Genomic DNA, 25,164 nt, shown 5'->3' with positions numbered 1-25,164 from the left:
GGTATACTGCAATTGGAAGGTTAAGATCATACAGTCCAATTATAACCCGCCTGGTGCATGTACAGTGACCGAACATCTATGTAAAAGTTACCATTAAGGGAGTTTTATGTCCGTTGAATTCGTTACGCTTAATGCTTTTCCATCTGCTGCTTTGATGTTAACATCGTAGAATTTCCAGCCTGCGCAAAAATCAAGTGCTCCGGCGTTTGCGGTTGCTATAACCAGCTGCGATAAGCTGAAGTTTTTAAGCGTGGATTCCGCTAAGCCAATGGCATTGATGGCTTTCTTTGCACCCGTTGCCTTGATGTTAAACAAATTGATGTTTTGGATTTTAGGAATGCCTTTCTCCTTTGGTTCGACATGGGTAAGCATCTTTTTCCAGTGTAAAGGAACTTCATTGATGTTGTATGCGGGCGGTAAGGTAGAATAGCTATAAGCGGGATTCCAGTTTGGGTTGACCTGCAATACATTTCCAACGCCATGCATAATGATGTTGCGGAAATAAACATCTTCCACGGTGCCGCCCCTGATGGTGGCCGACTTAATATTCAGTGCATTTCCGGTATCATAACCTGTTAAATCTGTTGCCCATACATGGCGGATGCCGCCTGAAGTTTCGCTGCCGAGGGTAAGCAATCCGGCGCCTTTACGGGCAATACTGTTTCTGATCACCACATATTCTGTTGGCTTATTCACTCGCAGACCATCCCAGTCGCGGCCCGCCTTTAAGCAGAAATTGTCGTCATTACAATCAATGTCGCAATTCTGAACCAACACCCATGTGGAAGAATCTATGTCAATCCCATCGGTGCTTGGCCCGTGCCCGTCTACATTATTTCTGATGGTGACTTTATCCACCGTTACATAAGATGAATACAGTACCTGAACCGTCCAGAATCCGGCTTGTTGAATATTTACCTCCTTTAACACGATATCTGAAGATTCTGCAATCAGGATTGTTCTGGGGCGTTTGGCATCGTAGTCCACTATCCACCGCAGGCCTTTGGGTTCATATTCTTTTCTCAGCTTCCAGTAGTAATCCCAGAAAACTTTTCCCTGTGCATTAATCAGGCCGCTACCTGAAATGGATGCGCTTTGCTGACCGATAATATTAATCAATGCAGCCGGCCACTTCATTTCAATTCCCGCCACCCTGGTATCAATTTCAGGGTAATCTTTAATATCCTGGCTGCCCAGTATTTCCACACCTGTTCCGATATTCAGGTTTACCCCCTTTTTTATAAACAGCGATCCGGTAAGATATTTGCCAGGTTTAAAAGTTACGATCCCTCCACCTTTGGCGGCACAATCGTCGATTGCCTTTTGTATGGCTTCGGTATTCAGGGTTTTTCCATCACCCAAAGTGCCGTACTTGCCGGCCTGGAAGGTGGTACTTTTATACTTTGTATTTCTGTTGCCAACTTTTGCTACCCAATCCGGGGTTGTGGTCTGCGCCATGGCCGCAATATTGTATAACAATACCAATAGAAAAAAACTGATCTTAACTTTCATACTCTTGGATAATATCTGGTTACTAACAGGCATAATATTTCTCGTTTAATACCCGCCAGCCCGCTAACTTAGTAAAAAATCAACAATTGGCGTCCTGTGGTATCCTGAAAGAGGAGCTGGCGCAGGATAATATTGTATATAAATTTATTACAAATAAATAATCGTACAGATGACGTTTATTCTCTTAAATATTTTACTTTTACAAATAGTATCGACCAAATATTAAAACTTAATGAAATTAAACCGACCATTCATAAGTGTGCTGTTTACAGGCCTGGCCTGCAGTTTGAGCGTGCTTACATTCCCTTCCCTTCTCCAGGCTCAGGAAGCAAAAATCATCAAAGTTAAGCTGGATCAGCCAATTGCCAAAGTTCAACCCAACATGTGGGGTGTATTTTTTGAAGACATTAACTTTGGCGCTGACGGCGGGATTTATGCCGAACTGATCAAAAACAGATCCTTTGAATTTGCTAAACCCTTAATGGGCTGGACGGTTTCGAGAAAGAGACCGCAGGAAGGTGAAGTGCTGGTGGTAAACCGTAAGGAAGAAAACACTACCAATCCACGCTATTTACAGGTTAGCAAGCTTACAGACGATTTTGAACTGATTAACGAAGGCTTTAAAGGGATTGGCGTGAAAAAGGGTGTGCGTTACGATTTTTCTGTTATGTACCGTCAGTTGGAGCCTGGAGTAAAGATGGTGCTTTTGCTTAAAGATCCAGAGCAGAAAATTATCGGTCAGGGTGCAGTTACCTTTACCGGGCAGGGAAAGGACTGGCAAAAACAAACGGCCAGCTTTGTGGCAACCGAAACCAATCCGAAGGCTAAGTTCTCCATCCTGTTTCAGGGAAAAGGAAAGGTTGATCTGGATATGATTTCTTTATTTCCGGGCGATACCTGGAAAAACCGTCCACAAGGTTTACGGGCGGATATGGTTCAGCTACTTGCCGACATGAAACCTGGATTTATCCGTTTTCCAGGAGGCTGTATTGTAGAGGGAACCGACCTGGCTAACCGCTATCAGTGGAAAAATACGATTGGTCCTATTGAAGACCGAAAACTAATGATCAACAGGTGGAATACAGAATTCTCTTACCGTTCGGCACCCGATTATTACCAGACATTCGGGCTTGGATTTTTTGAATATTTTCAGCTCTCCGAAGATATTGGTGCCGATGCCTTGCCCATTTTAAATTGTGGGATGGCCTGCCAGTTTAACACGGCCGAAGTAGTTGCACTCGATGAGCTTGGTCCTTATGTGCAGGATGCGCTCGACCTCATTGAGTTTGCGAACGGCGATGTGAATACCACCTGGGGTAAAAAGCGTGCTGAGCTTGGGCACCCAAAACCCTTCAACCTGAAAATGATGGGTGTTGGAAACGAAAACTGGGGACCGCAATACCTGGAGCGTCTGGCTATTTTCACCAAAGCCATCAAAGCAAAATATCCTGATTTTAAAATTATCAATAGCTCCGGCACCGATCCTGAAGGCGATCGGTTCAACTTGCTGAACACCTCACTAAGAGCAAACAAGGCTGATTTTATCGATGAACATTACTATCGTCCGGCCGACTGGTTTTTGAAAAATGCAGGCCGTTATGATAACTATCCAAGAAATGAATCGAAAGTATTTGTAGGCGAATATGCTGTACACGCGGATAAAAACCATGTGGGTAGCAACCGCAACAACTGGGAAAGTGCGCTGGCGGCAGCTTCATTAATGACAGGCTTAGAGCGCAATGCCGATGTGGTTCAAATGGCATCCTATGCCCCTTTGTTTGCCCATATTGATGGCTGGCAATGGGCTCCGGATATGATCTGGGTAGATAACCTAAATGTGTACGGTACACCCGATTACTATGTTCAGAAGCTATTCACCACCAACCGGGGAACGGATGTGGTTTCCATTACACTGGATGACAAAAACATTACCGGACAAGACGGCTTGTATGCCTCCTCTGTACTGGATAAAAACAAGAAGGAGCTGATCATTAAAATCGCGAATAATTCAAATCAGCATAAAGCGGTTGATTTTGCACTTGATGGCCAAACCAGACTGAAAAGCAAAGGTACACTGGAAGAACTGGCCAATTCCAATCTTGATCAGCTTAACTCATTCGATCAGCCCAAGGCGGTGAGTCCGAAATTATCGGCAGTGGCTTTAAAAGGCAAAAAACTGAATATGGACCTGAAGCCTTATTCATTTAATGTGATCAGAATACTGCTGAATTAAAAAACGAACCACATACCAATAAACCATATGATAAAAAAATTAGTCCTCTCCCTTTCGCTGCTTTGCAGTGGATTGCTGGCGGATGCGCAGACTACTGTGCTGAGCATTAAAGCTGCCGGAGAACAAACAGTAAGCAAGCACATTTACGGGCATTTTTCCGAACACCTTGGTCGTTGCATTTACGATGGATTCTGGGTGGATGAAAATTCTGCTATCCCTAATAAAGGCAGGATCAGACTGGATGTAGTGGAGGCCCTGAAAAAAATCAAAGTACCCAACCTGCGCTGGCCGGGTGGTTGCTTTGCAGATGAATACCACTGGAGGGATGGAATCGGGCCAAGAAATCAACGCCCGAAAATGATCAATACCAACTGGGGCGGCGTAACTGAAGACAATAGCTTTGGTACACATGAGTTCCTGGAACTGTGCCAAATGTTAAACTGCGAACCTTATATCGCCGGAAACGTAGGGAGCGGAACGGTAGAAGAAATGGCGAAGTGGGTAGAATACCTGAATTTCGACGGTACCAGTCCGATGACCGCCATCAGGAAACAAAACGGGATGGAAAAACCCTGGAAGGTTTCCTTCTGGGGAGTAGGAAACGAAAGCTGGGGATGTGGAGGAAACATGACACCCGAATATTACAGCGATTTATACCGAAGGTATGCCACTTATGCCCGCGACTATGCCGGGGCGCCTCTAAAAAGAATTGCGAGTGGCGCGAATGCTGATGATTATCGCTGGACAGAAACCTGCATGAAAAACATCGGTGCCGGCCGCATGTGGGGCTTAACGCTTCACTACTACACACTTCCTACAGGAAACTGGAAAAGCAAAGGTTCTGCCACCCAGTTTGATGAAGAGCAGTATTTCAACACCATGAAAAACTGTTTGCGCATGGAAGAAATCGTAACTAAACATTCGGCCATTATGGATAAATATGATCCAAAAAAGAAAGTGGCTTTGATTGTGGATGAATGGGGCATCTGGACTGATGTAGAACCCGGCACCAATCCGGGATTTCTGTATCAGCAGAACAGTTTACGCGATGCCTTGATTGCAGGCACTACCCTGAACATTTTCAATAACCACTCCGACCGGGTTCGGATGGCTAACCTGGCCCAAACCGTAAATGTTTTGCAGGCTGTTATTCTAACTGAAAAAGATAAGATGGTGCTTACCCCTACTTACCACGTTTTCGATTTGTACAAAGTACATATGGATGCCAAATACCTGCCGATTAGTTTCAGCAGTCCGGATTATACTTTAGGAGACAAAAAAATCCCTTCCCTTAATGTTTCGGCTTCTCAGGATTCGACTGGCGCCGTTCACATTTCGCTGGTTAACCTCGATCCTAAGCACAAAATTTCCCTGGATACCGAATTGGGCGAACTGAAATGGAAAACCGTAAGCGGACAAATACTGACTTCAGCAAAGCTGACTGATGTCAATTCCTTTACCGAGGCCAATAAAGTGCACATCACCAAATTCAGCGGCGCGAAAAAATCAGGAAACAACCTGAAAGTAGAGCTCCCGGCGCAATCTGTTGTTGTACTGGAACTCAAATAATGCATTATTGATGAAAAAGCTAATCTGCATATTCCTACTGCTATCTGGCTTTTGCCTGACCGCTATAGCACAAAAAAACAGCGTTTACCTGTTTGCCTACTTTAAAAACAACGGACAGGATGGGCTGCATCTGGCCTACAGTACCGATGCCTATGAATGGAAAGCACTCAAAAACGATTCATCCTTTTTGAAACCCACCGTAAGCAAGGATAAGCTGATGCGAGACCCCTGCATCATTCGCGGCGCCGACGGATTATTTCACATGGTGTGGACCGTGAGCTGGAAAGATAAAGGAATTGGCTATGCCAGTTCCAAAGACCTTATCAACTGGAGCGAACAAGAGTTTTTACCGGTAATGGCAAAAGAGGACGGTGCCAGAAATACCTGGGCACCTGAAATTACTTACGACGCCAAAACCAAAACGTATATGATTTACTGGGCCAGTACCATTACCGGCAAATTTACCGAAACGGCTTCAGCGCTGGAAGATGGCTATAACCACCGGATGTACTATGTAACGACCAAAGACTTTAAAACCTTTTCTGATACCAAATTACTTTACGATCCTGGTTTCAACGTGATTGATGCCACTATTATAAAGAACGGCAAACAGTTCGTGATGTTCCTGAAAGATGAAACCCGCGAACCTGCACAAAAGAATTTAAAAATCGCCTGGTCGGATGAGTTGACAGGTCCCTATACCAAAGCCAGCGAACCCATTACCGGGCAATACTGGGCTGAAGGACCCACCACACTCCGGATAGGTAGAGACTGGATGGTATATTTCGACAAATACCGGGATCACCGTTACGGGGCGATTGTCTCATCCGATTTAAAAGAGTGGAAAGATGTATCGGATCAGATTTCATTGCCGAAAGGACTAAGACACGGCACTATCCTGACCATTACTAAAAAAGAGCTGGCCAAATTACAAACACAATAATATGAAGAAGCTGATCTTATCGATTTTAGGCATTTCAAGCTGTGTCCTTTCTTTACAGGCCCAGCAGAAAATCATTATCGCAAAAGGCAACCCCATCATCACGGATAAATACACTGCCGATCCGGCTGCATTTGTATATGGTGATTCGGTTTATTTATACACGGGCCACGATGTTCCGCCGAAAAGCAAAGAACGCTATGAAATGCATGAATGGTTATGCTATTCCTCTGCAGACATGGTGAACTGGAAAGAACATCCATCGCCTTTAAATGCAAAAAGCTTTGCATGGGCAAGCGACGATGCCTGGGCATCGCAGGTGATTGAACGCGATGGTAAATTTTACTGGTATGTGGCCATTTCGCATGGGTCTATCCATGGTAAGTCGATTGGTGTGGCGGTTGCAGATAACCCACGCGGTCCTTTTAAAGATGCCCTTGGAAAAGCACTGATTACAAACGATATGACCACAGCCGTAAAAATCAGCTGGGATGACATCGATCCTACCGTCATCATTGATGATGATGGTCAGGCCTATTTATTCTGGGGCAACCAGCGCTGTTATTATGCTAAACTGAAAAAGAACATGATCGAACTTGATGGCCCGATTCAGGTGGTCGATGTTCCTGAGTTTACGGAGGCTCCATGGATCCACAAACGCAAGGGCTGGTATTACCTTTCTTACGCTTCCGGATTTCCGGAGAAGATTGTATATGCAATGAGCAAAAATGTAAATGGCCCATGGACCTATAAGGGCATTTTAAATGAAGTTGCCGGAAACTCCAATACCAACCATCAGGCCGTTATTGATTTTAAAGGCAAATCCTATTTCATTTACCATAACGGATCGATCAATACGGATGGCGGAAGCTACCGCCGATCGGTTTGTATTGATGATTTGTACTATAACAAGGATGGCAGTATCAAACGGATTATAATGACAAGTGAAGGAGTTAAAGCGGTTAAATAATATTTTGTCCCTCAGCGCTGGTTGGCCTGAGGGACAATTTTACTTCACTAACCGTACTTCATAAATCCCCGGAATGGCTGAGCCTTCATCTGCCTGAAATTTCAATTCCAGATTACTGGTTAAACTAGCTGAAGGGATTTCAAAATCCTGCGTGTAGAACAAATTTCCCCTGCTCCCATCGAGCTTAATCTGCTGAATCACCGTGCCATTCACGAGTAAAGAAAAGCTTCGGTTTTTTTCCTTTCCATAAAGCGTAAGCCTAATCTTTTTGCCTTTGAAGTCTTTATTCTTCAGTGTATAAGCAAACCATCCGGTTCCGTTTCTATAATGGCGGTCCTGAAAGGTACCCGTTTCTGTTTTCTCGCCTTTGAAACCATGGTCAGATTCAGGTTGCTGCTCTCCGGTATTGATTACATCGATCGTTTCATTTTCCAGTTTCATTTTTTCCGTTTCTGCCAGCTGAATCGCTTTGGCTCTTTCGGGTAAGTTCGCTGTTGAAGCGTAGGGAAAGTACACGACGTAACGTTTTTCAGCCAGACTGGAGAAAGGTACCAGTTTTAAATTTTTATATTTCTGCTGATAAATGGCATTTTCGGCAGTAAAGGTAAGGGGCTCCTTCCCACTGGCTTTGAGGCTGGCAGCCAGATCGGCTTTGTTGCCCGAAACCAGAGGTGCTTCGCTAAGCGAAAATAGCGGTCCTGAAGCAATATGTCCCATTCTACTGTTGTCGCCAGTCAGGTTAGGTTGTCCCAAAGTATCCAGTTCGGCCGCCAGAACAATGGGACCATGTACAAAAGCCACCCAATCTGATCCGTCGGGCATAAACTCCGTGCGGGTCTGCATCGGCAGGTTTACCTCTATCGCATCACCGCCCGACCAAAGCCTGTCGATGCTGACATAACCATTTCCAAGATCTTTCGCCGTCTGCGGCTTTCCGTTTACGGTAATCTGCATTTTCCCATTCTCCAGCCATGACGGATGGCGTAAACGGATGGCAAACTTTTTTCGGCCTGTGAAGGCAAGTTTCAAGGTAGTGAATTCCGTATTCGGAAAGCTGGTTTCCTGCACCAACGTAATGCCTTTCTCTTTCCAGTTTAATTTTGAAGGAATAAATAAGTTGACATATAAATTCTGGTCGTCGTGGGCATAGATCAGTTCCCCATACTTCCCATGGTTTTCCAGGCCTGAGCCTACGCAACACCAAAAGCTTTGTTGCGGGGCAGAATAGGTACGATAATGTCCGGGACGCATGGGCGTAAAGTAAACAAAACCTCCTTTTTCCCGCTGTGAAGAAAGGATATGGTTATAAAGAGTCCGCTCGTAATAATCGAGGTATTCAGTTGAAGGTGCTGACAAGAACAATTGCTTGGTCAGCTTCAGCATATTATAAGAGTTGCAGGTTTCAGGGCCTTCGCGAGATTCGAGCATGGAAGAAAAGTCGTTTGCCGGATGGAAATGTTCCCTTACGCTGTTACCACCAATGGCAACCGTGCGGTGTTGTACTACTGTTTTCCAGAAGAAATCTGCCGCGTTGGCCCAGGCGGTATCGCGGTCGGCCAGGGCAACCTGCTCAAAACCGATTACTTTCGGGATCTGGGTGTTGGCATGCAAACCGTTTAACGCGTCCTTACTATTTAACAACGGTTTCAGGATCGACTGATCTGAAAACTGTCTGGCCAGCTTTAAATACTTTTTATCGGTGGTGAATGTATATACATCGGCAAATATTTCATTTAATCCCCCGTGCTCACTTTTCAAAAGTTCCTGAATCTGCTGATCCGAAAGATTGGAAACCAGGTCCACGCACCAATCTGTTAGTTTAACCAGCATTTGCTTGGCCTGCTGATTACCTGCGACGGCATAAGCATCGTAGAGGCCTGCATAAATCTTATGAATGTTGTAAAGTGGCACCCATTTGTCGTTGAGTGAAAAGCTGGATGCTTTGATGTGACCCGCTTTGATCTGTTTCCAGATCTCCTTTCCTCCAGGTACACCTGATAAGTATCCGTTTCCATTTTTGTCCTGGCACTTTTTCAGCTCACCGATCATGTAATCCAGCCGCTCTTCCACTTTTGCATCACCCGTAGCGGCATACATTAAAGCCAGTGCCGAAACGTAATGCCCACCAATATGGCCATCCAAACCAGTATTCTCCCAATTGCCATAGGAAGTGGCTTTGGGCGTCAATCCGGATTCTTTCAGATAAGGCGCCAGTAACCGGTCGGGATTGAGGGAAAGCATATAGGCTTTATCAGTCAGTTCGGCTTTAAGAAAAGGACTCTCCATTAGCCTGACGTCAGTAAGCTTAAATGCCCTGATACTTTTCTGGGCCGCAGCGTTCAGGCTAAGCGAAGCCGTGAAAAGAAACAGGATGCCTTTTTTTATGGTATTATTCATGGCGCATCAGCGTATTAATGATTCGTTATCGGAGATAAAGGTAATGATCTGGTTAGTTTAAACGTCAGTGTGACGATTAACGAAGATAGCAAAAGATTTTCATTCAGGAATGCTTTCTATCTGCAAAAGGCGCAATAAAAAAGGGCTTCGTTTTTTACAACAAAGCCCTTTTCCGTAATGTAATAGCGATTATAAAGTAGCCATGTCAATTACAAATCTGTAACGCACATCACCTTTTTCCATACGTTTGTAGGCAGTATGAATGTCTTTCATATCGATCATTTCGATATCTGACACGATATTGTTCTCCGCACAGAAATCTAACATTTCCTGTGTTTCTTTAATACCACCGATTCCAGAACCCGCAAGGCTCTTTCTTCCACCCAATAAACTGAATGCAGCAATTTCTGCCGGTTTAGGTGGTACGCCTACACAGATGTGTGTTCCGTTGGTTCTTAATAGTGAAAGGTACATATTGAAATCGTGCTCTGCAGAAACCGTATCCAGGATAAAATCGAAACTACCTTTGGCAGCTTCTACCTGAGCCGGATCAGTGGTCACCACAAAATGATGTGCACCCAGTTTCTTCGCATCTTCCTCTTTTTTGGGCGAAGTACTCAATACAGTTACTTCCGCACCGAAGGCCACACCGAATTTAACGGCCATGTGTCCTAAGCCACCTAAACCTAATACCGCAAGCTTATGTCCTTTGCCCACTTTCCAGTGGCGTAATGGCGAGTAAGTGGTGATTCCGGCACATAACAATGGCGCAACCGCAGCTAAATCTACACCCTCTTTAATTTTCAATACAAATTCTTCCCTTACTACGATGCTATCCGAATAACCACCATAAGTTGGTGTTTTTCCGTCTCTTTCCAGTCCGTTGTACGTTTGGGTATTCCCTTCCAGGCAGTATTGCTCCAGATCCTGTTTACAGTTTTCGCAAACCTGGCAGGAATCTACCATACAACCTGTACCAGCCAGGTCGCCCACTTTAAAGTTTTTGACGTGATCGCCTACCTTTACTACGCGGCCAACAATTTCATGGCCGGGCACCATCGGAAAGATCCCCGGGAACCAGTCGTTTTTAATCTGGTGAAGGTCGGAGTGGCAAACGCCGCAAAACAGAATTTCGAACTGTACATCGTGAGGGCCGACTTCTCTTCTCTCAAAATTCCAGGGCGCCAGGTCGGTTTCCGGGCTTTGAGCTGCATATCCTTTTGTTGTTGTCATATTTTTGATTGTTGTAATTACCTTAACAAAGGTAAAGGTCAATTGTTAGGAAAACATTACGGATTTCAAAGAATTCATTACAAATTTCAAACAATCAGAAGTTGTAAAAAATGTAAAGGCTCCGCAGAGCCTTTACATTTTAATAAGGCTTAACATCATTATAGGTGCTTCCGATTTTCAGGCGTGAAAAGTAGATGTCTCCATCTGCACCTGTATCCCTATAGTAACCCCATTTCGGGTCAATTGAAGTCCCATCAAAGGTTTTGCCGGTGAAACTGGTACTACCTGTTTCTAAAGTTTCGGCCGTTGCATCGTCGCCCCAGTAAACCTGAATATTTCCGGTGCTTGCAGTATTGCCCACGGTAACTTTAAGTACGATACTGTACCAAGTGTTTGCCACCACGCTATGTGTATAAAGCAACGTTGTCGATGTCAGATCCGGATAAAATTCCAGTTTCACGCGTCCGCTGTTGTAAACCAGCAGAAAGGGGTAATTCTGGGTATTGGGTGTTCCGGCGGTTTTCCATTGCATCATGGTGAAAACACTACCTGTTTGTCCGGCTGCCGGAGTTTGTGGCAGCTTGAACTTAAAACCAACAAAATAGGTTTGGCCGACGGAAGGCACTACCCCTGCCGCACCGAGTGCTTCACATCGTCTGTCGAGATCGTCTTTATGTATCTTCCACACTGTTCCTTCATTGGCATCAGTTACAGCAGTTACTGACGACCCGTTTGTAGAGCCGTAATTACCGGCTGCATCCTGAAACTGAATCTGTTTAAATATACTGGTTCCGCCTGAGGCTGCCCCATCCCATAACAAAGTACGCGATGTTGCTTTGGGGGTGGCCCGTGCAGGGATGGGTTCGGGGATGTCGTCTTTGTTGGCACAACTAACAAAGATCCCTCCGGAAACAATGACTGTCGCAGCCAACAGAGCTGGGAAAAAGGTTGTTTTCATGATTTAGAGATTTAGTGATTAAATGATTATAACTCCAACAAACTTAAACCATGATAAGAATAACAATGGGTGAAAATCCAAAGCATTATGGGGTAAAAACCAATTCGAAAGAAAATAATCATCCAAATATTCCCAGCATTGAATGATTCTTCTAAAAAACGACTCAATTTTCACCCAAAATAGAGAGAATTACAACCCCTAATTAATGAAATTAGAAAATATTTTAGCGAACTATTTATTTTAAAAGCCTTAACTTAAAGGCGAGACAACAAACACCGGTAATCAACATCAAAAAAACAAACATTTGTGAAAGATTCTCAAACATTAAAAAAAACACTTAGTGCTACACACCTCTGGGCCATTGGCGTTGGACTGGTTATTTCAGGAGACTATTTTGGCTGGAACTATGGCTGGGGTGTGGCCGGCACGGTGGGTTTACTTTTAGCTACCGTGATTATCAGTATCCTCTACATCACTTTTATTTTCAGTTTTACCGAACTGTCGACAGCTATTCCATCTGCCGGCGGACCGTTTTCTTATTCTTTGAGGGCTTTTGGCGTTAAAGGCGGATTAATTGCCGGTTATGCTACCCTGGTGGAGTTTCTGTTCGCCGCCCCTGCTATATCCATGGCTTTAGGCAGTTACATTCATTTCCTATATCCATCATGCCCTGCACTGGCCGTATCCATCGCTTCGTTTCTCGTGTTTACCGGCATCAACTTATTGGGGTTGAAAGAAGCAGCCTGGTTCTCATTAGTAATGACGGTACTTGCTATTGCGGAGTTACTGATTTTCATCGTTATTGCCGCACCGCATTTTAAGATGCAGACGTTTATGCATAACCCTCTCCCATTCGGTTTCGGCGGCGTTTTCAGTGCCTTACCCTTTGCCATCTGGCTATTCGTTTGCCTGGAAGGCATTGCCATGGTTGCGGAAGAAGTTAAAGATGGGAACAAAGCCATCGCACGCGGATACATTTCCGCTTTGATCACTTTAATTATCCTGGCTTTTGCAGTGATGATTTGTGTGGGCGGAATTGCGCCATGGCAGGAACTCGACAACCTCGATTACCCTTTACCTGAATCTTTGGGCATTATACTGGGCAGGGATAGCAAAATTACGCGTCTTTTTGCCGGAGTGGGATTATTCGGACTAATCGCATCTTTCCATGGCATTATCATCAGCTATTCGCGACAAATTTTCGCCCTTTCGCGGGCGGGTTACCTTCCCAAAGCCCTGAGCTGGGTAAGCCGGAAACGCAAAACTCCATATGTGGCGCTGTTTCTAGGAACTGCACTGGGTATTTCTGCCCTTATGTTTTTCGACACCGGAAAACTGGTGATTCTTTCCACCATTGGAGCGGTTGTGGTGTACATCATCAGTATGCTTAGTTTATTTAAGCTGCGGAAAAGCGAGCCGGATATGAACCGCCCTTTCCGGGCGCCATTCTACCCTTATTTCCCGGCTATAGCACTTACCCTTGCCGCCATAACACTGGTATCTATGGTTTATGGTTATCCGGAACTTTCTTGTATATTCCTGATCGGGCTGGTGATTTGTTTTGCTGTATTAATGATCTCAAAGAAAATGGCCAACAACTCCATAGGCATAGAAGAAGCAGAAAATCATCATCAACATGAGTTATAAGTTTACCATCGGTAATTATGTATATGAGTTTGAAAATCTCAGGTTATTGCTGGCCAAGGCGAGCCCGCTACGATCGGGTGATGTATTAGCCGGGCTTGCTGCTGCAAGTGCCGAAGAACGTATTGCTGCGCAGATTGCACTGGCAGATGTTCCACTTGTCAACTTTCTGAACGAAGATTTTGTGCCCTATGAAAGCGACGAAATCACGCGGTTGATTATCGACGGGCAAGATCAGCAATCTTTCGCTGCTATTAAACACTTTACCGTGGGCGCACTGCGCGACTGGTTACTGAGTGATGAGGCGAGTGCAGCTGCCATAGAATCGATATCAAAAGGGCTCACGGCCGAAATGGTTTCAGCAGTTTCGAAACTCATGCGAAACCAGGACCTGATATTGGCAGCGAAGAAACTGGAAGTGGTTACCCGCTTTAGAAACACCATTGGCCTCAAAGGACACTTGTCCGTCAGGCTACAGCCTAACCACCCCCTCGATGATTTAAGGGGCATTGCGGCCGGGGTGATCGATGGTTTAATGTATGGCGCCGGAGATGCGGTGATTGGCATTAATCCGGCAACCGACAACCCGCATAAAATTGCAGAAATTATTCATATGCTCGACCGCCTTAGACTACAGTTTGATATGCCGGTGCAAAGTTGTGTGCTTACGCACGTTACCACCAGCATTCAACTAATTGAACAGGGTGTTCCTGTTGATCTGGTATTTCAGTCGATTGCCGGCACAGAGAAAGCCAATTCGAGTTTCGGCATTAACCTGTCGATACTGGAAGAGGCACATGAGGCGGCACTTTCATTAAACCGCGGTACTGTTGGTAAGCAGGTAATGTATTTTGAATCGGGCCAGGGTAGCGCACTCTCCGCCAATGCTCACTTTGGGGTTGACCAGCAGACCTGCGAGGTACGGTCGTATGCCGTGGCACGCCGCTTTGATCCCCTTTTGATCAATTCGGTAGTCGGTTTTATCGGACCTGAGTACCTTTTTGATGGAAAGCAAATTACAAGAGCAGCCCTGGAAGACCACTTTTGCGGCAAGCTGATGGGCCTGCCCATGGGTATGGATATTTGCTATACCAATCATGCGGCAGCAGACCAGGACGATATGGATAACCTCCTTACCTTGCTTGGTGTTGCGGGAATTAATTTCATTATCGGTGTTCCGGGTGCAGATGATATCATGCTGAATTATCAGTCGACCTCATTTCACGATGCCATGTACATTCGTAAAATCCTGAATAAACGTCCCGCGCCGGAATTTGACCGTTGGTTGCAACATCAGGGATTATTTGATGCAAACGGTCCGAAGGCCCACACTTCAGCCAGGCAACTCCAGGAATTAACCTCAACCATATTGGGTTTATGCTAGAAAAAACAAACGAAATTGCCATAAAGGATCTTTGGGAAGAGTTGCGGCTTTTCACTGCGGCACGTATTGCACTTGGTAGGACGGGTGTATCGCTGCCACTAAGCGAATCGCTGAAATTCAAACTTGCCCACGCGCATGCACAGGATGCGGTGTATTCGGATATGGACGTCAACGCTATCGAAAACGCGCTTGATGGTCTGGGTATCACACATGTACTGGTGGAAAGCGGCGCAACCGACCGGACGACCTATCTGCAACGCCCGGATTTCGGCCGTAAACTCAGTGCCAACTCCACTGCATTACTTCAAAATAAAAGAAGTATTCAAAAAGATATCTGTATCGTGATTGCCGACGGACTTTCGGCCTTCGCTGTAAATGAAAATGCAGTAAAAGTAACTTCATTGTTCATGGAGTCGCTGAGTAGCAAGGGTTTTACCTTTACCCCTGTTGTACTGGCCAAACAAGCCAGAGTGGCCATTGCAGATGAAATTGCCCACCACCTCAGTGCCCGTTTATCGGTGATTCTGATTGGGGAAAGACCGGGACTAAGTGCTTACGACAGCCTGGGCGCATACATAACCTACATGCCGCAACCCGGTTATACTGATGAAAAAAGAAACTGCATTTCCAATATCCGCGACCTAGGCCTCCCATCTGATGTGGCGGCAGAAAAACTAAGAGATCTGGTACTGCGCTCCTTACAGCTTAAACTCAGCGGGGTAAATCTTAAGGATGATGAACGACCACTTTTATTATAACAATGAAAAAAACTATAACATTACTCGCAATGACCACGGTATCTGTGTTATCGTGCAAAATGAATACCCAGCAGCAAAAAGACCAGCTGCAGCTCATGCCCGAGGCACCAGCCTGGGGTGCCCTATGGCAACAACGGGCGGCAGAATACCGCGCGCTGTCTTTTCAGGCCTATAACTTTGCCCGGTTAAGCTTTGATGCACTCGAGAGGAAGCCATTCGGAAAACCACTTGCTGTTGTGACCGACATTGATGAAACGGTATTGGATAACAGTCCCTACTACATTCATCAGGCCTTTGCTAAAGCAAATTATTCTGATTCAACATGGGTACAGTGGACTAAGCAGGTACGGGCTGACTCGGTTCCGGGCGCCCCCTCATTCTTTAAGTATGCGGCATCAAAAGGAGCAACCGTTTATTATGTCACCAACAGAATTCTTCAGGACAAGGCGGCGACGATTGAAAACCTGAAGAAATTTGGCTTTCCAAACGCCGATGAGGAACATCTGTTATTGCTGGAGACGACTTCCTCAAAAGTAGCACGCCGTGAGAAGATAGCGGCCGATTATGAAATCGGATTGCTTCTGGGTGATAACCTTGGCGACTTTTCAGGCCTGTTCGACAATCATGCAGAGCAGGATCGAAAACGATGGGTAGAGGAAAACCGAAGCCAGTTCGGGAAGAAATTCATTGTATTGCCCAATGTGATGTATGGCAACTGGGAGGATTCATGGTATGGTAAACAAACACCAAAATCATTTGCAGACAGCAATAGCGTTTTAAATGGATTGATGAAGAATTATAAATAGGCGTTTTAAATTTCTATTTGCAGATTTGCGCGGGAGGTTATTATGCTGGCTTATAGCGTTCCAGGCTTCCTCGCAATCGTGTATAGGCCATATGCAACTGGTTTCTTACGGTTTGTTCGGAGATCGACATATTTTCAGCGATTTCAGTTATAGTAAGTCCTTTCTCCCGCTTTAACCGATAAACCATTCGCATGCGTAACGGTAAACCCTTAATATTGGTTTCAATCAAATCTTTCAGCTCTTTTGCAATGAACAACTCTTCCACGCTTTCTGTTAATTCTTTATCGGCAAAATCGGTTTGATTGACGTATTTGAACCTCACCAGCTCATGTTCGTATAAATGGAATATTTTATTCCGCAGAATGGCATATAAAAGAGCGATTACACTACGCTGTTGCTCCAGCGTATCCATTCTACCCCAGAGCACGACAAAAGCATCCTGTACTAGATCTTTGGCAATAACCGGACAACCTACTTTTGAGACTGCCTTTTTGTAAAGCAGCATCCATGAAAATTTGAAGATATGATTGAAGGCGCGTAGTTTGTCAGTCTGTAAATGCCTCATAAAATCTCTGTCAAGATTTAATCTATTGTATTCCAATTGTTGATGATTTTTTGGTTTAGTAACTAAGCAAAACGCAGCGGCATCCACCGCTGCGCTGCAAAACCTGTTACGAATTGGACTCATCCCTATTTTTTGTTTTCAGACCAGATTTCCAATTTCACCCATGTATTTGAAACCTGTAGAGTTGTCTTAAACAAAATATCCATTTCGTAAGGCAGGCTATCGGGGCCTGGTCTGGCCCCAACTTCTTCATGTTTTAAAAAGGGCCAACCGTCATCAAAACTAACCTGATAACGGAGGCCCCGGTTTATTTTCTTAATATTATTAACTATTCAATTTTACAGGAGCTCATCGAGTCGTTCGCCCCAATAGCTACAAGGCTGGCATTATCTGCTGTTTGCACCCATGATGTACCGGCGAAATTATCACTCTGGTAAAGAGTTACTTTCCATCCGCTGGGAACGCGGAGTGATGAAGCCCAGTCGTTTGGCACGCCCTTCGCAGCGAGCTGAGCTAAAGTGTAAGTCCCTTTAGGGAGGGACTGACTGGCTGTTCCGGCATAGTTAGTGTTTTGATAGAATACTACTCCACTTTGGATGCCGTTTACATAACGGTAGTTTTTTTCTGAAAGGATATGAGCGGTCATCCATACGTTTGTTGAATACTCTCCAGAAGCAATATCAGCATTCACGAGATAATCCCATTCATCAGTATTATATCGTACGGCAATCGGAAGATAGCGTTCGTGAAGAAAACTGTATCCTCCGGCATTGCTGTTGGTACCATCTATACGGCCGGCAATTGGCCATCCAAGAGATTCTTTATGAGCCATAACATCAACAACAGTATTGGAAAAACGTTGAACGGCTGTCAGTGGTAAGGAATATCTTCCACTTAGGTACGCCTGAAAAAATCCACCAACATCGTAACGGCCATGTCCCGTATCTTCGGGTGAGGTGGATACCGAGGTTACTGCATAGTTCCAAAAATATACCGGAGTGCCTGAAGCCGATGTTTTCGACACAGAGGTAGCTAAAAACCAGTTTAGAGAAGTTTGCACAAGTTGGTCATAATAGGTTACTTTCGATGGGGCATCTCCTAAAATCTGATGACACTCAGCGAGACGCTGAAAAGCATTATTTAACATCATCTGCTGGTTCCAGGGCATTGCGTCGCCCGGAAAAAAGGTCCATCCTGTAAGTGTAGGATAATAAAATTTATTATCTGATGAACGAACCATATATTCGTTTATATATGTCGTTGTTTCTTCACATCGGGCCACATAGGTAAGTGCCCGCGCATAATAGGTTGCACCGTAGGCATTTGGATCCCCACTTCCTACGGTAAGATTCCAAAGTGCCGGACGGGAGAGAATAAGTTTAGCGGCATAAGCAATGTGACCTACAATATCTCCTTGAGCCGCATCAGCCTGGTTTCCATCAGCTGTATTCGGCCAAACTGGTTCGATGTTCCCATTCCACATTACACGTTGGCCACCACTTGCCGCCGGAAGAATATCGTTTCGGCATGTAATCGCCTTATCTGCAAATTGCAGCATACGATCCAATAATACCCTGTCTTCTGTCACTTCAAACATCAAACCCAAGCCTTGTAAGGCGGCGCCTCCCTGACCATAAACCCAAACATTTGTTGGACTCCAATTATTGGCAGGAAAAGATCTCGCCAGCATATACGACTTAAATGATGCAATTTCACCAGCGGTTACCGGCCCTGCGGTACTTTCAATTAGCATGCCTGAGGCTGCAGCGGCTGCCGTGGCCGCGAGCTTATTGCCTGCCAGCGAATCAGAAAATAAATTTTCTGCGTTAGCATCTGTTAAATCGAACTTCTTACACGAGATTAAAATACTGAAGACAAAGCCGCTAATCAGCACACATTTTGTCATAACTAGGTTCAATTTCATATTTAATTATTTAGTTAGAGAATATTGATTCGAAGTAAAAAAGGGCCAACCGTCATCAACTACTAACCTGATTACGGAGGCCCTCAATATTTTTTATTTTGTAATCTGCAGAAACTAAAGAACGTTTAAAAAAAACCTCCGCTGCAGAGAGACCAAAAACCGCTGCAGGGAGGCCGAACGTTAATTATTGGGTAATTTTTATATAAAAGTTTTTAGTAGCCGCTTTTGTATCATCCTTGGTATTGCTGTAATAGGCAAAAGTTGATTTGTAAGTACCTACCGCAGCATATTTGTATTCGTAGTAAGCAACCGCAGCACTTGCCAGATTTTTAACCGTAGCTGTAGGGATATCCTGCGTTATTCTTCCTACATAAAGGGGTTTGGTAACAATCCAGCTTGTATTAGTTGGTAAGGTGGCTGCACCGCCGACGATAGTTATTGCTGTACTTGTCGCAGTCCAACGCGCTGAAGCTGGTGTCCATACGTTACCATACCTCGTCCAGTACGAAGCATCGTTAGCCAGATTACTCAGCACATAACTGAAATCACTTCCAATATTGGTAAGACTGTAGTTGCTGATTACCCAGGTACGTTGTGTTGAACCCGTTACACCTGAATATTTAAAAGCAAGGTATAGCACATCATCAGCACTGCTTACTAAATCAGTAACATCTACGTTTCCGGTACTCACTGCTGTAGCACTAGTTGCCAGCGTAGTGCGGGAAGTAATATCTGTCCAGTTTGCATTAACCACCGTAGCAGAATCTAAGCTTGCGAGGTTCTTAATTGCCAATACTTTAAAAGTATTGGCCTGGGTGCCGAATTGCATGGTTGTGCTAAAGGTTAAAATTAACTTGCCTAATGCCGATGTCCGATCTCTGTTATCGTAATTATTGCCAACAAGACCCGACCAATGCGTAATGTTATCGGCATAACCTGATACATTAAATTTACAAGTATCCCCCAATTTAAATATTAGCGTATCGCCACTAATACTTCTGGCGTTTTGTGGCGAGAACTCAACTGTGGGTATCTCGGCAGTTATTTCCTTCTTGCAAGCAAAAAAAACTGTGCTTAACAGAAAGCTTATGTAGATTAAGTTTTTCATTATCCTATCGATATTAATAGCCTGGATTCTGTTTTAATAATTTGTTTAGATTGAGTTCGTAGGTAGGTTTTGGTAACAGCAGATGTCTGGATTCGATTCCTGTAATCGAACTCAAAGCATAGGTATTTCCTCCTATTCCATTAGCACTTCCGTATGTTCTGAAGTCAATCATATCGTTCACGAAATTACCCCAGCGAACCAGGTCGTATCTTCGGGAAGCTTCGTAACACATTTCGCGCATCCGTTCCGCTTTCAAAATATCAAACAAACCAGATTGACTTAGACCAGAAGCCAAAAGATATTCTGTACCATTAGTTATGGTAGCAGTCGCTGTAGCTCTGGTGCCAGTGGTAGGCGCTGCAATTGTAATCGTTGGTGCGCTGGTGAAATACGGACCCGAAGCTGTGATGGTTCCTCTGCTTGTTAACCGAATTCCAGTAACAACTCCTGCCGTTGAAACTACCGCTGTCGCTGTAGCCCCACTGCCTCCTCCACCACTAATGGTCACTGCAGGCGGTGCAGTGGCAGAATATCCTGAACCACCAAGTGTTACGGTTATATCCTTTAAGATATTCCCATATTTTGTTCCATATGCGCGCTGACGTACTGTTTCAATATCTGCTTTCGCTGCTGCCAAGTCAGGGCTCGCCTTTAAAATGTTGGCTTCCGCACGCATCAGCAATAGATCTGCATAACGTATTGCAGGCCAATTGGTGCCATAAGTGCCATTGTTTCTCTGCTCAATCGGCGCGTACTCTCTTCTAAATTTACCACACCGTAATTGCCACAAATTTGTAACTGGTGTTGCCGTTCTAGATTCGGCACCATTTACGATTGAATAACTGTATGAAAAATCGGCGCAATTCCAGTCTCTTCGTGTATCAAGAGAAGCTTTCCAACTTAACTGGCTGGTAGGAATAGTTTCGTAACTATCAAATAGTTTTCGGGTCGCCCATATCCATCCTACAGCATTATATGAATATATAGGGGAAGTATTGGTAGATAATGTCGAGGTAATACCAACGGTGCTACCAATATCACTTCCCGATTTGGCGGTTGCTCCTGCAGCAGCTCCAATTGATCCCCACTCCAAAATATCTTCTTTCAGATCGTATTTGTCCTGAAACAAATTAATGAACACTTGTTTATAATCAGGATTTAGGGCATGTAAACCCGAGTTTACTACTTTGGAAGCATAAGTAACCGATTCTTCATATTTTGAAGTATCTTTTATGGGGTAGCCTGCCCAATATAGGTAGAGTTTGGCCAACATAGCCTGTACTGCAGTGACGGTTACTACGTCATTATACCCCAATGACGCAGAAGTACGTCCGGCAAGTAAAATTTCAGCTTCCTTTAAATCAGCTTCCATCTGCTGATATACTTCTACCACCGAAGACTCTGCAATATTGGCTTCATTGATGGTTGGACTGTGTAAAACGAGGGGAACCGTTCCGAAATTGGTAGTGAGTACAAAGTAGTTATAAGCCCTCAAAAATAAAGCTTGTCCTTTGATATAACCACGTTGCGTTTCATCCATAGCGGGTTTATTGATATTATCAATCAGGTTATTTGCCAAATTTATGGCAATGTAAGGGTACTCCCACGTTGTTGCGATGTAAGCGTGACCAGCAGTCCAGTTGGAATAGTGCATTCCCCTGTTATCCTGAGATTGATTTCTATTTGGCAGCATCTCGTCCGTTGTACTGGTAAAATTGAAATTCAACACCAATCCGAACATTCTACCGTTCATAATAGTACTATAAACAGTATTTAATGCTGTTTGTAACTGCGCTGGTGTTTCGTAATAATTTACAGTAGAATAAAAATCATTTGGAGTCGTATCGAGATATTTTTTGCAAGAAGTAGTAATGCTTAGCAGTAACACTATAACAAAGCTATATAGATATTTCATATTTTGTTTTGTTTAAAATTAGAAAGTTGCGTTAAGTCCCAGAGTCACTACCCTGGCCTGCGGATATGTACCATAATCAAAGCCGGGCGTTAAATTACTCTGACGTGCAGAAGATTCAGGATCGAGCCCCTTATACCCAGTTAAGGTTAAAATATTCTGTGCAGCTACATTGAGGTTTAGCGTCGACATGCCTATCCTTCTTAACAATTTTTGCGAAAAGCTATAACCAAGTTTGACAGTTTTCAATCGCAGATAAGATCCGTCTTCCACGACTCTGGAGGAATAATTAGCTGTAGACATTCCGCCGGCCCTGAAATTTTCATTGGTCGTATTGTCGGGTGTCCAGCGATTGGCGTAAGATGCAAACTGGTTCAAAGATCCATTAGCTGCTACTCCTCCTTCGAAAGCATACCGATTGGCATTGATGATGTTATTGCCGTAGCTCCATTGCAAAAACACGTTCAAATCCCAGTTTTTATAGGTGAAGTTATTGCTCAAGCCACCTACATGAATTGGTAATCCCCGACCAATGATCGTATAATCATCTGCATTAACTGTTAAATCTCCGTTCAAATCCTTATATTTAATATCGCCAGGCCTGATGGTAGTTCTACCAGAGCCATTGGTTGTTATGGTTGACTTAAGCAAATAGGTGCCATCTGGCATTTTATCAAAGTCTGTATATTGATACGCTCCGTCGTACACCAGCCCATACATATCACCTACTGAACGGCCTTTAACTGAAATATAGGGTGACAGACTGGAATAGTTAGTATCGAAGAACGTTCCCGATCCCGACGTCAAAACATTTGTTCCTTCTGTCAATTCCAGGATTTTGTTTTTGTTAAAGGAAATATTGAAATTACTGGTCCATCCGAAGTTTTTTGTTCTGATATTAGCAGTGTTCAAAGTAATCTCCAGTCCTTTATTTTCCAAACTCCCGACATTCTTGAAACCTTTTGCACTTGGAATACCTGTTACATATGGCAAAAGGGCATTGAGCAAAAGATCGTTTGTTACTCTCTTATAAGCATCAACAGTTAATTCTATTCTCTTTTTGAAAAAGCTCAAATCCAGACCGATATTGGTCTGTTTATTGGTTTCCCATTTCAGATCAGGATTAGCAGCAGCGGTAATTAAGAAACCGGATTGCAGTGCCTGCGCATTGTACGAATACCAGTATTCTATATTGGTTAAATTGGCTTGAGAGACGTAAGAAAAATCGCCCACACGATTATTACCCGATTCACCATAGCCCATACGTAGTTTTGCATCAGATAGCCATTTTGCATTTTTAAGAAATGCTTCCTGGCCAAATTTCCATGCTACTGACGTCGATGGGAAATAACCCCAGCGATTACCCTGTGCAAATTTTGAAGATCCATCTGCACGGTAACTTGCCGTTAGCAGGTATTTACCCTTATAATCATAGTTGGCGCGAGCTAAGAAAGATTGCAATTTCCATACGGATGAGGATGAAACCACGGAAAGATTGCTTGCTGGAACCATGTCAATCGCATTAAGTCCCATCGATTCGTCAGTGATTTGTTTTGCAGTCATGGAACGAGTAGAGGTTCTGTTAGATTGAGTTGAATAGCCTGCCATTAAACTAACATTGTGTTTTTTTGCGAATTTGTTTGAATAGGTTAAAATATTATCGTTTACCAGGTTAAATGTTTTCACATTCCCAACCGTAGCGTTCGCGCCGCTGCTGGTAAATTTACTGCCCGATTGTGTACGTGAATTATTAAAGATATTGGATTCAACAATCCCGTTATTAAAACCCGCAGAAACCCTAAGTTTAAGTTTAGATGTAATTAAGTATTCCGCATAGCCGTTAGTTTGACTGTTGGTATTCTTCGATAAGGTTTGCTGGTTGTTGAGATTGATAAGTGGGTTGACACGATTATCTTGAGCACCATTGGTTTCAATTGCCGGATCATAAAAGGTTTCGAGCAAATCATCTGCTGTAAGCGCTCCGCCTATTGGAGTTACCGGACGGTATCCCCAAACAGAGTATAAAAAGTTCGCTGATGCATACTGATTGTTGATGTTGAGTTGCAACCCAAAGGCTTCTGAGTAGGAATAATTGGTATTTACTCCCACCTTAATTTTTTTAGAAATATTCTGATCCAATACCAAACGACCCTGATAGCGTTTAAACCCACCGTTTTTAACGCTCCCTTGCTGGTCGTTATAGTTCAGCGATAAGGAATAAGTAGTTTTATCAGCTCCACCCCGGATGGCCAAGTCGTGGTTCTGATTTTTCCCAACCTGATAGATAAAATCCTGAAGATCGTAACTTGTTACATTTCTGTAATCATCGAACGTTACACCATTTGCCAAATAACTTGTGGCCAGGCTCGGTGTTTTCTCCAGAATCATTTTCACATAATCATATCCCCCCATCAGTTCCATTTGCTTTGGTTTCTGTGTTAGTCCATAATAGGCATTGTAGGTAATTTTTGGGACACCAACCACACCGCGTTTGGTCGTAATTAATATCACACCGTTCGAGCCCCGAGCACCATAAATAGCGGTAGCTGACGCATCTTTCAATACATCAATACTTTCGATATCTGCCGGACTTATAGAATTGGCCTGAGAACTTTCCGATGGGAAACCATCAATTACAAATAGTGGTGAATTGTCTTGTGTAATAGAGCCTGAACCCCGGATCACTATATCAGCCACAGTTCCGGGCTGCCCGTCTCCCAGAGAAACCTGTACCCCTGCCACGCGACCCGCCAGTGCCTGGTCAAATGATTTTACAGGAGCTTTCTCAAAATCTTTCATATTTACCGACCCTACTGCACCAGTTAAATCCCCTCTTTTAGTAGTTCCATATCCCACCACTACTACATCACTCAAACCTGTTGAGGCTGATACAAGGCTCACATTAATAGTTGTCTTTGTCCCAATAAGTATAGACTGTGACGTGTAGCCCACATAATTAAATACCAACTGATCAGTTGGCGTCGCCGAAATTTTATACTTTCCATTGGCATCGGTTTGCACAGCTGTTTTAGTTCCCTTTACCGATACTGAAACTCCCGGTATTCCGGTTTTTCCTTCATCAATTACTACCCCGGTAATGCTCTTCGTCTGCGCAAAAGCGGCGGCACTGTTTAACAATAATACGGCTATCCAGATCAGGATTTTTTGCTGTGCAAAGTAATGCACCAGTCCCCGCTGTTTGGCCATCAAGTAAATTTTACTCATAGTCTGGTTGTTTTGTTTGGTTATAA

The 25,164-nt window shown here is 44.1% G+C and carries 17 protein-coding genes; 8 read left to right on the top strand and 9 right to left on the bottom strand.

From position 1 onward, the window contains the following. Positions 1-93 precede the first annotated feature (93 nt). Positions 94-1,512: a glycoside hydrolase family 28 protein gene (locus AC570I_RS02590; RefSeq protein ID WP_497404165.1), complete on the bottom strand. Its 1,419-nt coding sequence runs from the start codon at positions 1,510-1,512 to the stop codon at positions 94-96. Between the two features lie 232 nt (positions 1,513-1,744). Here AC570I_RS02590 and AC570I_RS02585 point away from each other — a divergent pair, with 232 nt between their 5' ends. From AC570I_RS02585 to AC570I_RS02570, 4 genes are read left to right on the top strand one after another with little or no spacing between them, the layout of a single operon-like run. Continuing rightward, a complete protein-coding gene (locus AC570I_RS02585) occupies positions 1,745-3,745 on the top strand; it encodes an alpha-L-arabinofuranosidase family protein (RefSeq protein WP_497404164.1) in 2,001 nt (666 codons plus the stop codon). Positions 3,746-3,772: 27 nt separating this feature from the next. Continuing rightward, positions 3,773-5,314, top strand: coding sequence for an alpha-N-arabinofuranosidase (locus AC570I_RS02580; RefSeq protein ID WP_497404162.1), 1,542 nt, complete (start codon positions 3,773-3,775; stop codon positions 5,312-5,314). A gap of 10 nt (positions 5,315-5,324) precedes the next feature. After that, the gene (locus AC570I_RS02575; RefSeq protein WP_497404160.1) at positions 5,325-6,257 is read left to right on the top strand and encodes a glycoside hydrolase family 43 protein; all 933 of its coding nucleotides are present in this window, start codon (positions 5,325-5,327) and stop codon (positions 6,255-6,257) included. A 1-nt stretch (position 6,258) separates the two neighbouring features. Then, positions 6,259-7,224, top strand: a complete 966-nt coding sequence (locus AC570I_RS02570) for a glycoside hydrolase family 43 protein (RefSeq protein WP_497404158.1) — start codon at positions 6,259-6,261, stop codon at positions 7,222-7,224. Positions 7,225-7,263: 39 nt separating this feature from the next. Here AC570I_RS02570 and AC570I_RS02565 read toward each other — a convergent pair whose 3' ends face one another. From AC570I_RS02565 to AC570I_RS02555, 3 genes are all read right to left on the bottom strand, one after another. Continuing rightward, positions 7,264-9,621: a beta-L-arabinofuranosidase domain-containing protein gene (locus AC570I_RS02565; RefSeq protein WP_497404156.1), complete on the bottom strand. Its 2,358-nt coding sequence runs from the start codon at positions 9,619-9,621 to the stop codon at positions 7,264-7,266. A 189-nt stretch (positions 9,622-9,810) separates the two neighbouring features. After that, positions 9,811-10,854, bottom strand: a complete 1,044-nt coding sequence (locus AC570I_RS02560; protein WP_497404154.1) for an NAD(P)-dependent alcohol dehydrogenase — start codon at positions 10,852-10,854, stop codon at positions 9,811-9,813. A gap of 139 nt (positions 10,855-10,993) precedes the next feature. Beyond that, positions 10,994-11,812: a heparin lyase I family protein gene (locus AC570I_RS02555; RefSeq protein WP_497404152.1), complete on the bottom strand. Its 819-nt coding sequence runs from the start codon at positions 11,810-11,812 to the stop codon at positions 10,994-10,996. Between the two features lie 306 nt (positions 11,813-12,118). Here AC570I_RS02555 and eat point away from each other — a divergent pair, with 306 nt between their 5' ends. Genes eat through AC570I_RS02535 form a run of 4 tightly spaced genes read left to right on the top strand, consistent with a single transcriptional unit; the run spans position 12,119 to position 16,404 of the window. Next, a complete protein-coding gene (eat, locus tag AC570I_RS02550) occupies positions 12,119-13,459 on the top strand; it encodes an ethanolamine permease (protein ID WP_497404150.1) in 1,341 nt (446 codons plus the stop codon). After that, positions 13,449-14,840 (top strand): ethanolamine ammonia-lyase subunit EutB, encoded by a 1,392-nt coding sequence (locus tag AC570I_RS02545; protein ID WP_497404148.1) that lies wholly within the window; start codon positions 13,449-13,451, stop codon positions 14,838-14,840. The genes eat and AC570I_RS02545 overlap by 11 nt, the downstream gene beginning before the upstream one ends. Further along, on the top strand, positions 14,834-15,598 hold the full coding sequence (gene eutC, locus AC570I_RS02540; RefSeq protein ID WP_497404145.1) for an ethanolamine ammonia-lyase subunit EutC: 765 nt from the start codon (positions 14,834-14,836) through the stop codon (positions 15,596-15,598). Before AC570I_RS02545 ends, eutC begins: the two co-directional genes overlap by 7 nt. Before the next feature lie 2 nt (positions 15,599-15,600). Beyond that, positions 15,601-16,404, top strand: coding sequence for a 5'-nucleotidase, lipoprotein e(P4) family (locus tag AC570I_RS02535; RefSeq protein WP_497404142.1), 804 nt, complete (start codon positions 15,601-15,603; stop codon positions 16,402-16,404). 40 nt (positions 16,405-16,444) lie between these two features. Here AC570I_RS02535 and AC570I_RS02530 read toward each other — a convergent pair whose 3' ends face one another. The 5 genes from AC570I_RS02530 to AC570I_RS02510 all read right to left on the bottom strand — a co-directional run bounded on the left by AC570I_RS02530 (position 16,445) and on the right by AC570I_RS02510 (position 25,138). After that, positions 16,445-16,969 carry a sigma-70 family RNA polymerase sigma factor gene (locus AC570I_RS02530; protein ID WP_497404139.1) on the bottom strand — a complete coding sequence of 175 codons (525 nt, stop codon included), beginning with the start codon at positions 16,967-16,969 and terminating at the stop codon, positions 16,445-16,447. 328 nt (positions 16,970-17,297) lie between these two features. After that, the gene (locus tag AC570I_RS02525; RefSeq protein WP_497404137.1) at positions 17,298-18,893 is read right to left on the bottom strand and encodes a beta/gamma crystallin family protein; all 1,596 of its coding nucleotides are present in this window, start codon (positions 18,891-18,893) and stop codon (positions 17,298-17,300) included. Between the two features lie 184 nt (positions 18,894-19,077). After that, the gene (locus AC570I_RS02520) at positions 19,078-20,001 is read right to left on the bottom strand and encodes a DUF5017 domain-containing protein (protein WP_497404135.1); all 924 of its coding nucleotides are present in this window, start codon (positions 19,999-20,001) and stop codon (positions 19,078-19,080) included. A 13-nt stretch (positions 20,002-20,014) separates the two neighbouring features. After that, positions 20,015-21,916, bottom strand: coding sequence for a RagB/SusD family nutrient uptake outer membrane protein (locus tag AC570I_RS02515; protein ID WP_497404133.1), 1,902 nt, complete (start codon positions 21,914-21,916; stop codon positions 20,015-20,017). An 18-nt stretch (positions 21,917-21,934) separates the two neighbouring features. Continuing rightward, a complete protein-coding gene (locus tag AC570I_RS02510; protein WP_497404131.1) occupies positions 21,935-25,138 on the bottom strand; it encodes a SusC/RagA family TonB-linked outer membrane protein in 3,204 nt (1,067 codons plus the stop codon). Positions 25,139-25,164 lie beyond the last annotated feature (26 nt).

It is taken from the genome of Pedobacter sp. A2324, assembly GCF_059693705.1.
The sequence above is the reverse complement of the archived record's forward strand: the minus strand, read 5'-3'. Positions and strand labels throughout refer to the sequence as shown.